This window comes from Bradyrhizobium sp. LeoA1Lang, assembly GCF_055413685.1.
The window spans coordinates 1-14,187 of sequence record NZ_JBVAPG010000190.1 but is presented as its reverse complement, the minus strand read 5'-3'; the positions used below and the strand labels follow the sequence as shown (position 1 = coordinate 14,187).

At 58.6% G+C, this 14,187-nt stretch carries 11 protein-coding genes and 5 pseudogenes; 11 read left to right on the top strand and 5 right to left on the bottom strand.

Going from position 1 to position 14,187, the window contains the following annotated elements:
* Positions 1-156: 156 nt before the first annotated feature.
* From ACZYOF_RS37330 to nodD1, 4 genes and pseudogenes are all read right to left on the bottom strand, one after another.
* Positions 157-423, bottom strand: coding sequence for a hypothetical protein (locus tag ACZYOF_RS37330; protein WP_196237468.1), 267 nt, complete (start codon positions 421-423; stop codon positions 157-159).
* Between the two features lie 1,032 nt (positions 424-1,455).
* Positions 1,456-2,043, bottom strand: a pseudogene (locus ACZYOF_RS37325) (LysR substrate-binding domain-containing protein); the annotation flags it as partial.
* Positions 2,044-2,051: 8 nt separating this feature from the next.
* A pseudogene (locus ACZYOF_RS37320) lies at positions 2,052-2,492 on the bottom strand (helix-turn-helix domain-containing protein); the annotation flags it as partial.
* Positions 2,493-2,589: 97 nt separating this feature from the next.
* Positions 2,590-3,534: a transcriptional regulator NodD1 gene (gene nodD1, locus ACZYOF_RS37315; protein ID WP_463718891.1), complete on the bottom strand. Its 945-nt coding sequence runs from the start codon at positions 3,532-3,534 to the stop codon at positions 2,590-2,592.
* Positions 3,535-4,004: 470 nt separating this feature from the next.
* Here nodD1 and ACZYOF_RS37310 point away from each other — a divergent pair, with 470 nt between their 5' ends.
* The 10 genes and pseudogenes from ACZYOF_RS37310 to ACZYOF_RS37265 all read left to right on the top strand — a co-directional run bounded on the left by ACZYOF_RS37310 (position 4,005) and on the right by ACZYOF_RS37265 (position 13,299).
* Positions 4,005-4,430, top strand: coding sequence for a response regulator (locus ACZYOF_RS37310; RefSeq protein WP_463718892.1), 426 nt, complete (start codon positions 4,005-4,007; stop codon positions 4,428-4,430).
* The gene (locus ACZYOF_RS37305) at positions 4,427-5,062 is read left to right on the top strand and encodes a NodA family N-acyltransferase (RefSeq protein WP_283813299.1); all 636 of its coding nucleotides are present in this window, start codon (positions 4,427-4,429) and stop codon (positions 5,060-5,062) included. The genes ACZYOF_RS37310 and ACZYOF_RS37305 overlap by 4 nt, the downstream gene beginning before the upstream one ends.
* Positions 5,059-5,733, top strand: coding sequence for a chitooligosaccharide deacetylase NodB (nodB, locus tag ACZYOF_RS37300; protein ID WP_463718890.1), 675 nt, complete (start codon positions 5,059-5,061; stop codon positions 5,731-5,733). The genes ACZYOF_RS37305 and nodB overlap by 4 nt, the downstream gene beginning before the upstream one ends.
* Positions 5,730-7,085: a chitooligosaccharide synthase NodC gene (gene nodC / locus ACZYOF_RS37295; protein WP_130228495.1), complete on the top strand. Its 1,356-nt coding sequence runs from the start codon at positions 5,730-5,732 to the stop codon at positions 7,083-7,085. The genes nodB and nodC overlap by 4 nt, the downstream gene beginning before the upstream one ends.
* A gap of 27 nt (positions 7,086-7,112) precedes the next feature.
* Positions 7,113-7,772: a nodulation methyltransferase NodS gene (gene nodS / locus ACZYOF_RS37290; RefSeq protein WP_463718889.1), complete on the top strand. Its 660-nt coding sequence runs from the start codon at positions 7,113-7,115 to the stop codon at positions 7,770-7,772.
* Positions 7,754-9,484 carry a nodulation protein NodU gene (nodU, locus tag ACZYOF_RS37285; RefSeq protein WP_463718888.1) on the top strand — a complete coding sequence of 577 codons (1,731 nt, stop codon included), beginning with the start codon at positions 7,754-7,756 and terminating at the stop codon, positions 9,482-9,484. The genes nodS and nodU overlap by 19 nt, the downstream gene beginning before the upstream one ends.
* Positions 9,472-10,386 (top strand): nodulation factor ABC transporter ATP-binding protein NodI, encoded by a 915-nt coding sequence (gene nodI / locus ACZYOF_RS37280; protein WP_028168862.1) that lies wholly within the window; start codon positions 9,472-9,474, stop codon positions 10,384-10,386. The genes nodU and nodI overlap by 13 nt, the downstream gene beginning before the upstream one ends.
* Before the next feature lie 3 nt (positions 10,387-10,389).
* Positions 10,390-11,178 (top strand): ABC transporter permease, encoded by a 789-nt coding sequence (locus tag ACZYOF_RS37275; RefSeq protein ID WP_130228492.1) that lies wholly within the window; start codon positions 10,390-10,392, stop codon positions 11,176-11,178.
* A 35-nt stretch (positions 11,179-11,213) separates the two neighbouring features.
* Positions 11,214-12,267 (top strand): annotated as a pseudogene (locus ACZYOF_RS37270) (NADP(H)-dependent aldo-keto reductase).
* A 291-nt stretch (positions 12,268-12,558) separates the two neighbouring features.
* Entirely contained in the window at positions 12,559-13,299 is a 741-nt protein-coding gene (locus ACZYOF_RS37265; protein ID WP_028168864.1) for a sulfotransferase, read from the top strand.
* A gap of 162 nt (positions 13,300-13,461) precedes the next feature.
* Here the strand turns inward: ACZYOF_RS37265 and ACZYOF_RS37260 are convergent.
* Positions 13,462-13,800: pseudogene (locus ACZYOF_RS37260) on the bottom strand (IS5/IS1182 family transposase); the annotation flags it as partial.
* A gap of 1 nt (position 13,801) precedes the next feature.
* Between ACZYOF_RS37260 and ACZYOF_RS37255 the strand changes: the two are divergent.
* Positions 13,802-14,062 (top strand): annotated as a pseudogene (locus ACZYOF_RS37255) (carbamoyltransferase C-terminal domain-containing protein); the annotation flags it as partial.
* Between the last annotated feature and the right edge of the window lie 125 nt (positions 14,063-14,187).

Sequence of the window (14,187 nt, the reverse complement as noted above, 5' to 3'; positions counted from 1 at the left end):
GCGTAATGTACGAAAATAATCCGCCCTGATCCGAAAAAGCGCCCCGCATGCGAACCCCCGACGATCCATGATCGATATAGAATCATCAATCGCAGCCCCTGACGAGGGCTTTTTCAGCAGACTGCTAGCTGCACTCTGCTTCGATTAAGGCGCCAGCTAGATGGCTCTTCTGGCGCCAGCAAGGTTGCTCTCCTCAGAGGGGCCGCCTGATCGAGCGGCAGAGGCAATGGCGACGACCAAATTCATCAATGACGCCAACTCCGCATTACCGGCGGCAGCACGTGCCAGAACAAGCGTGGCGATCGCCGCTCGATTTTCAGGAGTCTGCATAGAAGTCGGTAGCGCTGCGACCGCTTCGTCAAAAATCCTTCCCAGGACCGTAAGGTCTTCCGGATCGTAGACACCACTGTATTGCTGCAACATTCGGCTCCGTATCATTATCGCGCTAGGGCGGCCGCACGTCGCTAAGACGTTTGGCCAAAAGAAGACAGACCAACGACGTACGGCAATGAAGATGCGGTATGCGTTGAAGTGATGCCGTTGCGCAACACAGTCGCGCTTTGCTCTGTCCCGAACCCAGGTAGGCGATATCGGGCAAGCTTCTCTGAACAATTTGCGAGCACCGTTGCCTATGTGCAGCCGAAGCAACGAGGCGAGAAAGATGAACTCTCACATCCGAAGCACCGCTATGCTCACTCATGCCTGCAGGAAGCGCGGAGTCGTTGTGAGATCGACGCGGTCGCCGATGCTAATCCAAAAAACGATAGCCTCAACATTTCCTCAGCTTGGCTCGCATATCTGAATGTCCATCGCAAAGCGATGGCTGCTCTTTTGATTCCGTTTACAACGGATCGCAGCACCGTTACGAGAATGGCGGGAGGGCACCAATCTACCAGCGGCGGCGCTGCTCGACCTTCTCGCGCATGGTATACCAAATGATGGATACTCAGGCGGGCAATGTTCTTCCGAATTTCTGCAGCGATGAAGATGCTCATTGCGGATCGGCGATAAGGTGGTGCTCTGAGCGGCGGCGGAGCGCGCGACGGGCTGCGCGCACAAGGCAAATGGCTGGCCTCGATCAGGAAAGCCCTTGGTTTACATCGCACATGTTTGCCGTCTTGCTCGAAGCGGACCGCTGCCGGCGCGGGCACTGTAGTCAGGAAGCACTCTCACGAGGGACGGCGTTCATGCCTCTTGTAGAGGCGCTCGTCAAGAGGTTGCGGGGCAGAGAGCGGTGTGAGGACCAGGGTCAGGCGGCTCTCATGAAATGCGCGCAGACGAAGTTCGAGCAAGAGGTAGGCATTCGAGCCGAGTTCATGCCGGAGCCGCCAGCGAAGACCTTGCAGCATACTTTCCGAGACTGCACCCGCGATGAAGGAGGGCCGGCTCATCACCAAGGATGTGGGCGTAACCGGCTTGAAGCGAGGAGGAGGGCGATGAGACGCTTTAAGTGATCTAGGGGCGCCGAGAGCTTTGTGTGGTCTCAGGCAGGGGAGTCATGCGGGACGCCTCTTCCAACAATATCTCCCGCATCCAGATGCATGCCGGATCATTGTTGTGAAAAGCGGGCCATTGAACGGCCTCGGTAAATGCGGGAAGTGACCGCGGAAGTGCGACGATCTGCAGGGGCATCGTCTGCGCGAAATGCTCAACCAGCCTTGAGGGCATCGTAGCTATGCGCCCCGTGTCCAATAGTACAGGCGGGATCATGCTAAAGCTCTGCACGACGACCTCAATGCGTCTCTTGACACCATGCTCAAGTAAGAACCATTCCGCGATGGAGGGCCTTCGCGCACGCCCGAACTTCACTGCGACATGCCCCATTGACATGTATTTGTCGAATGCAAGCTGCGGTGGCAGCCGTTTATTCGTGTGGCAGCCTACGCACACGAGCCGCTCCTCGAACAATGCCGCTTTAGGATGCGCGCTCGACATGAACAATTCTGGCAAGATAAGAAAATCGACTTCACCCCGCCGGAGAAGCTCATCGGTCTCATCGGCGAGTGGCAACAATTCGAAAGTGACGGCGGGAGCTTCTCGTGCGCCTCAGCCGAGGAACTCCATGCGGCGGCGGCGCTCTCAATCTTGTGCTCGCGCAGGAAGCGCCAGACATATTGAACGTCGACGTCGCCCAGCGCCTCCGCCAGCAGGGGGCCGTTCCAGCGCGCAAACCCGGCAGGAGGCGGCTTGTCCAGCAGCGCCAGAATCCGCTTACCGGTCGCCTTCGTGTAGATCGGCTTCTTGCCGGGCCGCGGCTTGTCCTCCGAGCCCGCAAGCCCTTCATCCGCAAAGCGATGCCGCCAATGGCTGACGATCCGCGGCTGCACGCCGACTGTCTTGGCTATCGCACGCGTGCTGCAGCCTTCCGCGGCCAATAGAACAATCCGGGCACGCTTCAGATCACGCTGTAACGTTCGCGGCGAGCGGCACCGGGCTTCTAGCTCCAGACGCTCCTTCCGCGAAACGCGGACTTCTCTTGCTTCGGGAATCATCCCGATCTTGAATCACGACTCACGTTCTATGAAAAGTGGGTACCTAGTGTAGATCTGAATTGTCGCCGAGAGCGGATGGTAAGACGCTTTAGTGAACTTAGCAGCGCCTGCGGTTTCGGGTGGTCTCACGCGGAGAAGCCATGCAGGAGGCCTCCTGCAACAATATCCGCCGCATCCAAATACTTGCCGGATCAGTATTATGAAGGGCCGGCCATTGGATGGCCTCGGTGAATGCGGGAAGCGGGAGCGGTGCTTCGACGATCCGGAGGGGGATCGTCTTTGCGAAATGCTGGGGCAGCCTTGAGGGCATCGTCGCTATACGCTCAGTCCCCGATAGCATCGGCGGGATCATGGTAAATCCTTGCACAACGACCTCAATGCGTCTCTTAAGACCGTGCTCAAGCAAGAACCATTCCTCAATATTCGGCCTCAGGGCCCGCCCGAACTTGGCCGCAACATGTCCCATTGACATGTATTGCTCGAATGTAAGCTGCCGTGGCAGCTGCTTGTTCGTCTGGCAGCCTACGCACACGAGCGTCTCCTCGAACAGTGTCGCTTTAGGATGCGCGCTCGACATGAATAATTCCGGTAAGACAAGAAAGTCGACTTCGCCGCGCTGCAGAAGCTCATCAGGCTCATCGACAAATGGCAGAAATTCGAAGCGGACGGCGGGAGCTTCCCGCGCGACACGGTCGACGATCTGTCTAAAGAAAATGATTGTCATGAAATCGGAAAGGAGAATCCGGAAGCGGCGATCCGACTTAGCTGGGTTGAACGTGTCGCGGGAAATTATGGAGAGCTGAATGTGCACCAGCGCCTCGCGTATCGGCCCGGCGAGCCGTTCCGCTCGTGCTGTGGGGACAAGTTCCCGGCCCCTCATCGTAAATAGCTCATCGCGGAAATAGGCGCGCAAGCGGGCCACGGCCGCACTCATAGCCGGCTGGCTCAGATTGATGCTGCGTGCCGCCGCGGTGAGATTACGCTCTCTCATCAGAGCATCGAGCGCGACGAGAAGATTTAGATCAAGGCCTTTGAAGCGCATGGCGTGGAGTTATCCATCGTGTGGATGTGTTCAATAAAAATAATCGATTTTACCAATTTTGCGCAATGGCGGATACCAAAGCCGGTCGGTCAGCACAATAAAATTCAGGCCGATAAGGAATGGTTGCCAGTCTTTCTCCTGGCTCCGCGAAAAGTCTCAGCTGCACCCCGAGCCCCGACCGAAGCGCATGTCCATTGCGGCCACAGTTTTCAACGGGTTGTATGAGCTGCAGCGCAGTGGCTTGACGCGACAGGCGTGGCGCAGATCGCTTATGCGCTCACGACCGGTAAACGTTCGTATAGCTTTTCCAACCGTTTCTATATCGGCCGCTTACCTCCGTAGAATTGAGCCAGCGATCAACTTCGCCTTAACATCCCAACAAGTCGGGAGCTGCCGATTGCCGGCACCCAATGCCTTTGCGACCCAGGCCCAATTTATCACGTATCCATAGCAGTCAAATCGTGCAGAAAATGCAGGCGAAGTCCCCGGTAGATTTGGTGCAAATGGCACATGCGCTCGACGTTGTCTCCATCGTGGATCGCGATGCATCGGTCAATCAAGCGCTGACAGACGTGCTCTTGTCGACAAGCGACAACCCCGAACCTTTCCAGTGCGCAGATGAGTTGAAATCCAACCGTCCTCTCAGCACGTCCTGTTTGATCGCGGATGTGCAGTTGCCCGGAGTGGCCGGGCTTGAGCTATGCCAGCACTCGGCCGCATCCGGAAAGACCGATCTCACCATTCTGCTCACGAGCCGTCCCGGCGACAACCACTGGCTGCGGGCGCTGCGAGCCAGCGTTTCCCATTCCCTGGTGAAGCCGTTCATCGGTAGCGAACTGCTCGCGTGCGTCAAGTCCACCCTCGAATGCCGGTCGGCGCAAAGGAGGCACCCATGAATATTGCCGTATCCAGCTCTACGGGGGGTCTCTCAATGCGCTCTCAGGTGCGGTGGAAGCTGTGCTGGGAAAACGAGTTGCAACTCGCCGACCATGTCGAACTCGCCGAGTTCTTTCGAAAGACGTATGGGCCGACTGGGGCGTTTAATGGAAAGCCATTCGAAGGCAGTCGAAGTTGGGCCGGCGCGAGGCCTGAGCTCCGTGTAATCGGCTACGACTCGCGCGGTGTAGCGGCTCATATGGGCTTGCTGCGCCGTTTCATCAAGGTTGGCGCGGTCGATGTACTAGTGGCCGACCTAGGTTTGTACGCGGTACGTCGAGATTTTGAGGGACTCGGAGTCACCTATCACGGTGCAGTGCACGTCCTGCGTCCAACCCTGCAAGAGCTTGGTGTTCCCTTCGGCTTCGGCGCGGTTCGGCCTGCGCTGCAGAAGCATGTTGAAAGGGTCGCCCGGCACGGTTGGGCAACCGTTTTGTCGGGGGTTCGCGTGCGGTCGACCCTTCCAGATGTGCGTCTCGACAAGCCGCCCACACGCACCGAGGACGTACTCATCGTGATTTTACCAATTGGACGGTCGATGAGCGAGTGGCCGACCGGCACGATGATTGATCGGAACGGGCCAGAGCTGTGACGCACCTCGACTGCTCTTGCGAAGCGCGCGGCGAATACGCTGACCGCACCGAAAGTCGCGGCGTCTATCTGACGTTTGACGACGGTCCTAATCCACTTTGCACGCCGAATGTCCTCGATGTGCTGGCGGAACACCGAGTGCCAGCGACTTTCTTCGTCATCGGCGCGTACGCGGCGGACCAGCCGAAACTAATCCGACGAATGGTCGCAGAAGGGCACGAGGTCGCAAACCACACAATGACTCATCCGGACTTGTCCAGATGCGAACTCGCCGAAGTGCAACAAGAAATACTAACGGCGAGCAGAGTCATCAGGATGGCATGCCCCCAGGCCTCGCCGCGGCACATGCGTGCACCCTATGGTATGTGGACCGAAGAGGTGCTCGCTACCTCAGCGAGGGCTGGGCTGGCTGCCCTGCACTGGTCAGTAGACCCGCGAGACTGGTCTCGTCCCGGCGTTGACGCGATTGTCAACGCGGTGATGGCCTCTATCCGGCCGGGAGCAATTGTGCTCTTGCACGACGGATGTCCACCCAGCGAGTTGGGACGGGGCACTCATGCTGGTCTGCGCGATCAGACCGTCTTGGCGCTTTCCAACCTGATTCCAGCATTGCGTGTCCGCGGATTTTCAATCCGCTCGCTTCCTCAACCTCACCAAACCGGCACCCTATGAACCTGCTTACCACAACCAGCACTGTCGCTATCTCGGTCTATGCGCTTCTCTCGACTGTCCATAGAAGCGTGCAGGTGCTTTATGCTCTGCCGACAAACGTTTCATCGCCGTCGGGCGACGTGGTCAACTCCGACGCTCTACCAAGCGTGGATGTCATCGTCCCCTGCTTCAACGAGGACCCGCGTACGCTCTCGGCGTGTCTGAAGTCCATTGCAAGCCAAGACTACGCCGGAAAACTGCGGGTCTATGTGGTTGATGACGGTTCTGGAAATCTCGACGCTGTGGCACCCGTTCACGACGCCTACTCTGACGACCCGAGGTTCGGCTTCATTCTGCTGCGAAAGAATGTCGGAAAGCGGAAGGCACAGATCGCTGCGATACGCCGCTCATCTGGAGATCTCGTGCTCAACGTCGACTCGGACACGATAATAGCAGCCGACGTGGTCACGAAGCTTGCACGGAAGATGCAGGATCCAGCGATCGGGGCGGCCATGGGGCAGTTGACGGCGAGCAACCGAAGCGACACTTGGCTGACCCGGTTGATTGATATGGAGTACTGGTTGGCTTGCAACGAAGAGCGCGCGGCACAAGCTCGCTTCGGCGCCGTTATGTGCTGCTGCGGCCCATGTGCGATGTACCGTCGTTCCGCGCTCCTGTTGCTACTAGATCAGTACGAGACGCAATTCTTTCGGGGAAAGCCAAGCGACTTCGGTGAGGATCGCCATCTCACGATCCTCATGTTGAAAGCAGGGTTTCAAACGGAGTACGCTCCCGACGCCGTCGCGGCAACAGTTGTTCCGGACAGGCTAGGGCCGTATCTGCGCCAACAACTCCGTTGGGCACGGAGCACTTTCCGGGATACGTTCCTTGCGCTGCGCCTGTTGCCTGAACTTGATCGCTATCTCACGCTAGATGTAGTCGGACAGAATCTCGGCCCGCTACTTCTAGCCCTGTCATCGCTAACGGCGCTCGCGCAGCTCGCACTCACAGCCACAGTGCCGTGGTGGGCAGGACTGATTATCGCATCAATGACCGTGGTTCGCTGCAGCGTCGCAGCGTTTCGTGCTCGCGAACTTCGATTTCTCGGCTTTTCTCTGCACACACTCATCAACATCTTTCTCTTACTCCCCGTGAAAGCCTATGCATTGTGTACATTGAGCAATAGCGATTGGCTGTCGCGCCAGGCCGCCAAGCTACCAAACGGGGGGGGGAAGCAGGTCGTCATCCGAAATCCGGTCGGTGGACCAAATGCTACAGAAGGTCCGGGAATTGGTGGGTCAATCCGAAGGAGGGATCTTTCGCGTGCTTCTTCGAGGTTGGTAACGTCTGACAGCGCTTGCAGCGGCGAGTGATCGTGCAGTTACATAGGTGAATAGCTCGTGAGCCTGGATAAGAAATACCAACTGTTAGAGCGGGAACTGGCTGCCGACGATCCGTGGCGCCTCGACGGAAATCCGTTTGAGCGGGAGCGTCACACGCAAATGCCGCGGCTTTCGCTTTCCAGAGGGTATATCACAAATGCCCTCGAAGTGGGGTGCGCAGCCGGCGCATTCACGGAAAAGCTGGCGCCGCACTGCAAACGGCTCAGAGCGCTCGATGTCGTGCCGCGAGCGATTGGTCGAGCGTGCCAACGGACGAAGAGATGGTCGCACATCACGTGGATAGTCTGCGACGTTCAGCAGTTCTCGACCGGAGAGCTGTTCGATTTGATCGTCGTGGCGGAAGTTCTCGATCACCTGGCTGACACGGCCGAGATACGCGCGGCCATTTGCAAACTAGTGCGGATGCTTGCGCCGGAAGGGCCGCTGGTTTTCGGATCCGCGCGCGATGCCACGTGTCGGCGCTGGGGTCACCCTGCTGGTGCCGAGACGGTCATCAGCATGTTGAACGAAACGCTGATCGAGGTCGAGCGGCTGCAGTGCCATGGCGAGTCGGTCAACGAAGACTGCTTGCTCGCCTGCTTCCGGAATCCGATTCGATCTCGAGTCAATCGAATCGCCGACGTTGACATGGAGGCACAATGCGCATCTGCGGTATAAAGCTGACGCATGACGGGGCGATCGCTCTTGTCGAGGACGGACGGCTCGTCTTTTGCGTCGAGCAGGAGAAGCGGGGCAACAATCTGCGATATCAAGCCATCGACAATCTCGACGCAGTTGTCGCCGCTTTAGCGGAGCACGGTCTGGATCCGCGGGATGTCGATCGGTTTGTCATCGATGGTTGGGACGGGGAAGTCGAATCCCAATTCGAGGCCCTCAGTGGGACGGCAGCGATCACTCTTAAAGGGGCGCCGTATGTTGAACGCCATGCCGAGGGCCTTCTCACTTCGCACGACGGCTTTGGGCTCATGCTCGAGGGCAGGCTCTTCCCTTATAGAAGCTATCCGCATGTCACAGGCCATGTGGCCTCCGCATACTGCACCAGCCCCTTTGCCAAAGCCGGACAATCAGCCTTCTGCTTGGTATGGGACGGCTGCATCTTTCCACGTCTCTACTATGTAGATCGTCGGGGCGCCCGGTTCCTCGAATGCCTGTTCCCGATGATAGGCCATGCATATGGTGCCGCTGGCTCTCACTTCGGACCTTATAGGCAGGCGAACCGGACCAGCTGGGACCTAGGTGTTGCCGGCAAGCTGATGGCTTACACCGCGCTCGGGTGTGCTGATGAAGCCATGATGGCGGTATTTCAGGAGCTCTACGAGGAGCGCTTTGCGGCCGACACGGAGCAGGCTCGCCGTTACCGAGCGGGCATAAACAGCGCGGAGTCGTCACTTGCGGCTATGCACGACTTCTTCGAGCGGAGCGCGCTGCGATTGAAGGCTAAGGCACCCGAAGATGTACTTGCATCTTTTCATTGTTTTCTCGAGCGTCTCCTTGTTCAGGAAGTGACAGTCGCTTTGCAGCGGCATTCGGGTTTTCCGGGATCGCGCAACTTGTGTATAGCCGGTGGCTGCGGTCTCAACATAAAATGGAACAGTGCACTACGTGCTAATGGCCTGTGCGATGCTGTCTGGGTGCCGCCCTTTCCGAATGACAGCGGCTCGGCAATCGGCGCGGCTTGTGCCGCAATGGCGGCGGACATAGGCTTCGTGCCGCTGGAATGGTCGGTCTACAGTGGCCCAGCCCTGGCACGCACCGATGTGCCGTCTGAGTGGGAGGCTGCGCCCTGCAGTATGCATGAACTTGCTGCCATCCTGGCGAGCAATAAGCCCGTGATTTTCCTCGCCGGCCGCGCTGAGCTCGGACCACGAGCGTTGGGCGGCAGAAGCATTCTCGCAGCCGCGACATCGGCGGGAATGAAGGATCATCTTAACGACATCAAACGTCGCGAACACTTCCGGCCAGTGGCGCCGATATGCCTGGAAGATCGCGCGCCGGAAATTTTCAGCCCTGGAACGCCGGATCCTTACATGCTGTTCGATCACCAGACGCGAGCGGAATGGCGGGACAAAATCCCCGCCGTTGTACATCTCGACGGGTCTGCCCGGTTGCAGACCGTTCCTAGAAACTCTGAGCACAAAGTCGCTGAGCTTCTCGTCGAATATGAAAAACTCACGGGCATTCCGCTGCTTTGCAATACGAGTGCCAACCACCATGGGCGTGGGTTTTTTCCGGATGCCGCCGCAGCCTGCCAGTGGGGACGCGTTGAACACGTATGGTGCGACGGCCTGCTGTTGACCAAGCCGCTTGCAGCTGAGCTAGCGCCGGGCGACGGCATCCCTCACGCCAAGATGAGCGCATGTCCGCGATAGCGATCGGCCTTACCGGCGTAACAAAGTCATATGGCGATAAGGTCGTTGTCGACCGGCTGTCGTTCACCGTTGCGTCGGGAGAGTGCTTCGGCTTGCTGGGACCGAATGGCGTAGGCAAGAGCACGATTGCGCGCATGGTTCTCGGCATGGCGTCAGCTGACGCGGGCAACATCACCGTGCTCGGGGAACCAGTGCCGGGACGCGCTCGCTTGGCTCGCATGCGCATAGGCGTGGTCCCGCAATTCGACAATCTTGATCTCGAGTTCACGGTCCGGGAGAACCTGCTGGTGTTCGGGCGCTATTTCGGCATGAGCGCGCACCAAATCGAAGCGGTCACGCCGTCACTGCTCGAGTTCGCTCGCCTCGAGAACAAGACGAATGCGCGCGTCGCCGAACTCTCTGGCGGCATGAAGCGGCGCCTGACGATAGCGCGTGCGCTCATCAATGACCCTCAGCTCCTCGTCATGGACGAGCCGACAACCGGCCTCGATCCGCACGCGCGCCACCTGATCTGGGAACGGTTGCGCTCGCTGTTGGCGCGCGGCAAGACGATTCTTCTGACCACCCACTTCATGGAAGAAGCCGAACGGTTGTGCGACCGGCTGTGCGTACTCGAGCAAGGGCGCAAGATCGCTGAAGGCCGGCCTCACACCCTAATCGACGAGCAGATCGGCTGCCAAGTGATCGAGATCTACGGTGGCAATCCGCATGAGTTGGGTGCGCTGATCAGGCCGTACGCGCAGCGTATCGACGTGAGCGGTGAGACGCTCTTTTGCTATGCGCCAGATCCGGAGCGGGTGCGCGGGCAGCTGCGCGGGCACACGGGTCTACGCTTTCTGCAGCGTCCACCGAATCTTGAGGATGTCTTTTTGCGGCTGACTGGGCGGGAGATGAAGGACTGAACCATGTGGGGACGTTATGCGGCGGCTCTGCCCGCCAACGCGTGGAACTGGATCGCGGTATGGCGACGCAACTATCTGGCGTGGCGGAAAGTCGCGCTGGCATCGGTTCTCGGGAACGCCGCCGAGCCTATGAGCTCTCTATTCGGCCTCGGCTTGGGCCTCGGAGCAATGCTAGGTCGCGTTGACGGCACCTCATATATCGCGTTTCTGGCGGCTGGCATGGTCGCGACAAGCGCGATGATTTCCGCCACCTTCGAAACCATTCATGCGGCTTTCGCTCGCATGCATCATCAGCGCACCTGGGAAGCAGTCCTGTGCACGCAGCTCACGCTCGGCGACATCCTTCTCGGTGAAGTGGCGTGGGCAGCCAGCAAGGCCTTTCTGGCCGGGGCGGCAATTACGATTGTTGCCGCCATCCTGGGCTACGCAGCGTGGCCATCCATCCTCTATGCGCTGCCAGCTATCGCCCTCACCGGTCTCACCTTCGCGAGCCTGGCGATGGTCGTCGCAGCGCTTTCACCAAGTTACGACTATTTCGTGTTTTACCAGACGCTCGTCCTCACACCCATGCTGTTCCTGTCCGGCGCGGTCTTCCCGGTCACCCAACTGCCCGACGCCTTTCAGCAGGTGGGGCGCTTCTTGCCGCTGGCACATTCGATCGATCTCATTCGTCCGGCGATGCTTGGCCGCCCGGCCGGCAGCGTCGGCCTGCATATCGGTGTAATTTGCATGTACGCAGTATTGCCGTTCTTCCTGTCGGCGGCACTTTTTCGTCGACGCCTGATGCGTTGACGCTACTCACGACCACTACGAGAAGGAGATATGCGATGCAGTATCGTGAACTGGGCCGCAGCGGCCCGAAGGTGAGCGCGCTCGGCTTGGGCACTATGAGTTGGGGGGAGCAGAACGAGGAAGCCGAGGCGCACGCGCAACTGGACGCAGCCCTAGATGCCGGCATAAACTTGGTCGACACTGCCGAAATGTACCCTGTGCCACCCCGTGCGGAGACACATGGATTTGCGGAGCGCTATATCGGCAGTTGGCTACGCAAGACCCGGCGCAGGCAAGACGTCGTGCTTGCGACCAAAGCCGTCGGCCCTGTTCGAGCAGGCAAGGCAAACTTTGCCCTATGTGCGCGACGGCCGCGTCAGCTACACACGCGCCAATCTGTTCGAGGCCGTGGACACCAGCCTGCAAAGGCTCCACACGGACTATATCGACCTCCACCAACTGCACTGGCCCGACCGCAGCACCAACGTCTTTCAGTTAGTCGACTACCAGTACGAACTCGACGAGGACACGGTCCCGATCCTGGAGACGCTGGAGGCGTTGGACGCACTCGTCAGAAGCGGTCGCGTTCGTCACATCGGGCTCTGCAACGAAACACCTTGGGGCCTTGCGCGCTTCCTGCATCACGCAGAAGTACATGGTTTAGCCCGCGTGATAAGCATTCAGAATCCGTACAATCTGCTTAACCTCGCCTTCGAGAACGGCCTCGCCGAGATGGCTCAGCGCGAACGGGTAGGGCTTCTAGCGTATTCGCCGCTCGCGATGGGCACACTGACCGGTAAGTACCTGGGTGGGCAGCGACCAGGCGGTTCGCGGCTGAACTTATTAGGGAGATTCTTCCGCTACAGCAATGAGAGGGCCCAGCATGCGGCCCTCGCATATACAACGCTGTTTCGGGAACATAACATTGATCCAGCGCACGGCGCGTTGTCATTCTTCAGCAGCCGGCCATTCGTTGCAAGCACCCTCGTAGGCGCGACCTCCGAGCTGCAGCTAAAGCACAACATCGCCAGTGTGGAAGTCAGCCTGTCACGCGAGGTCCTCGATGGAATTCAGTCAATCTATCAGCGTTATGGAACGCCGTCCCCATGATTCGGGTATTGGCCTCCTGGTACAAATCACGTCGCCGATCGGGTCCCGTGAGCCGTATTGTGAGAACCAGGACAAAGAGCCGAGCGGGTTGAAACCGGACACTCACGCCGGCCTGCGCGACCAGACGGGTCATGGTGCTGTCCCGCTTGATTGCAGCGTTGCATGAGCGCGGATTTAATCCCCGCCGCTTCTCAACATCATTGAAAGAGTCGGCGGAGAGATGACAGCGTGGATTCTTGTGCGGGGCGCCACCCCAAGCCTCGCGATCAATATTAGTTGGAGCCACATGCAATGACCTACCCCGCACTGTCACCTGAGCCCTTTGTAATTCTTGGGATGCCAAGGACTGGCACGCACTATCTGGAAGCATTGCTAAACGAGCATCCGAACGTGTTCAGTAACGGTGAGTTGCTCAATCCATATGATACGAAGTGGCCCGATAAGGATCGCCTGCTACATAGCGATCGCGAGCTCCTAGAACTTGCCTACCTGCGCTATCCCCCGCGGAGCGACAAGGTGACGCACGTTGGCTGCAAGATCAACGAACCTCAGTTTCACGATCGTCCGGGCTTTTTTGCCGAGCTGGCCGGTTGGCCAGGCCTGAAGGTCATCCTCGTGGTTCGCAGAAACACATTGGAATCGCTACGATCGCTGGTGCAGGCAAGGCAAACCCGCCAATGGCTGAAATTCAGCTCTGACAACGCGGCTCCGCCGCCGTGCGTCAGATTGTCAATCGCCGACTGCGAGGCCTACTTCAAGACTGCCGACAATTTCCACGCTCGGGTCGCGCACTCCTTCGCGCCGACCAACATGCTTGTGATTGAGTACGAGAGTCTTCTTCGCGAACCCGCCGCTTGCTTGGCAACGATTTGGGAGTTCTTCGGGGTTCCAGCGCTTCAGCTTTCTGGTCGCGCCATTCTTCAGCGCCAGGAAACGCGACCGCTGGACCAGACGGTACAGAATTTTCATGAGTTGCGGCTTCACTTCGCAGACGGACCTTACGCTAGATTGTTTGAGGTCGGTAACTTCTGACTGACCTTCGCGGCGGCGAGCGACAGTGCACCTCACTCAGGTGGAACCTCACTCAGGTGGAACGGTCCTGAGTCAGGCCAGTAGAGTGTCCCTATCACGACGAATGGAGCGCGACATGCTGTGTCTAGGAGTAAGTGGCGGGCTAGACAAAATTTATGAATGCGTGACCCTGCCGGCCACCGCCAGCCCGTGCCGGTTCTCCATGGTGGCGTGGCCCATATAGCAAAGCTTGGCCTCGCGTCCGGCCGCCTTGCGATAAAGCCTGCTGTCCGGATCGCTGGTACTCGCATGGGTGTCGTTCTTGCGCTTCTGGCCGTGGAAGTTGGCGCCATCATCATCGTTGCCGCTGCCGTCCTTGGGGAGAAAACTCTTCTGCGAAGCCCAAACTTCGATCAGCGTCCCGTCCACCGAAAAATGCTCGTCCGACAATAGCGATTTGACCTGAGAATGGTTCAGAAGCTTGGTCATGAACTTCGTGAACACATCGCCGTTCTGCAGCCGCGCCTACTGGGAGCTTATTAATGCGTTCAAGAGGCGGACGGGCATCCCAGTTCTGCTCAACACGTCCTTTAGCAACAATGCCGAGCCGATCGTGGATTCGGTTGCAGACGCGATTGCCGCGTTTCTGACGACAGAGCTGGATGGACTTGTAGTCGGGCCGTTCCTCGTCAAAAAGCGGGCTGCAATGCTGAAGGATTGGACTGGGCTCGCGGTTTCATTGCCGCCTTATGCACGCCTCTATCGAGTCCGCGCTTACACCACGCTAGTACCCACTTTTCTTGGATCGTGAGTCGTGATTCAAGATATGGATGATCCCCGAAGCAAGAGAAGTCCACCTTTCGCGGAAAGATCGCAAGGTGCTTGAGGCGTGTTGTCGCTCGCCGGTGA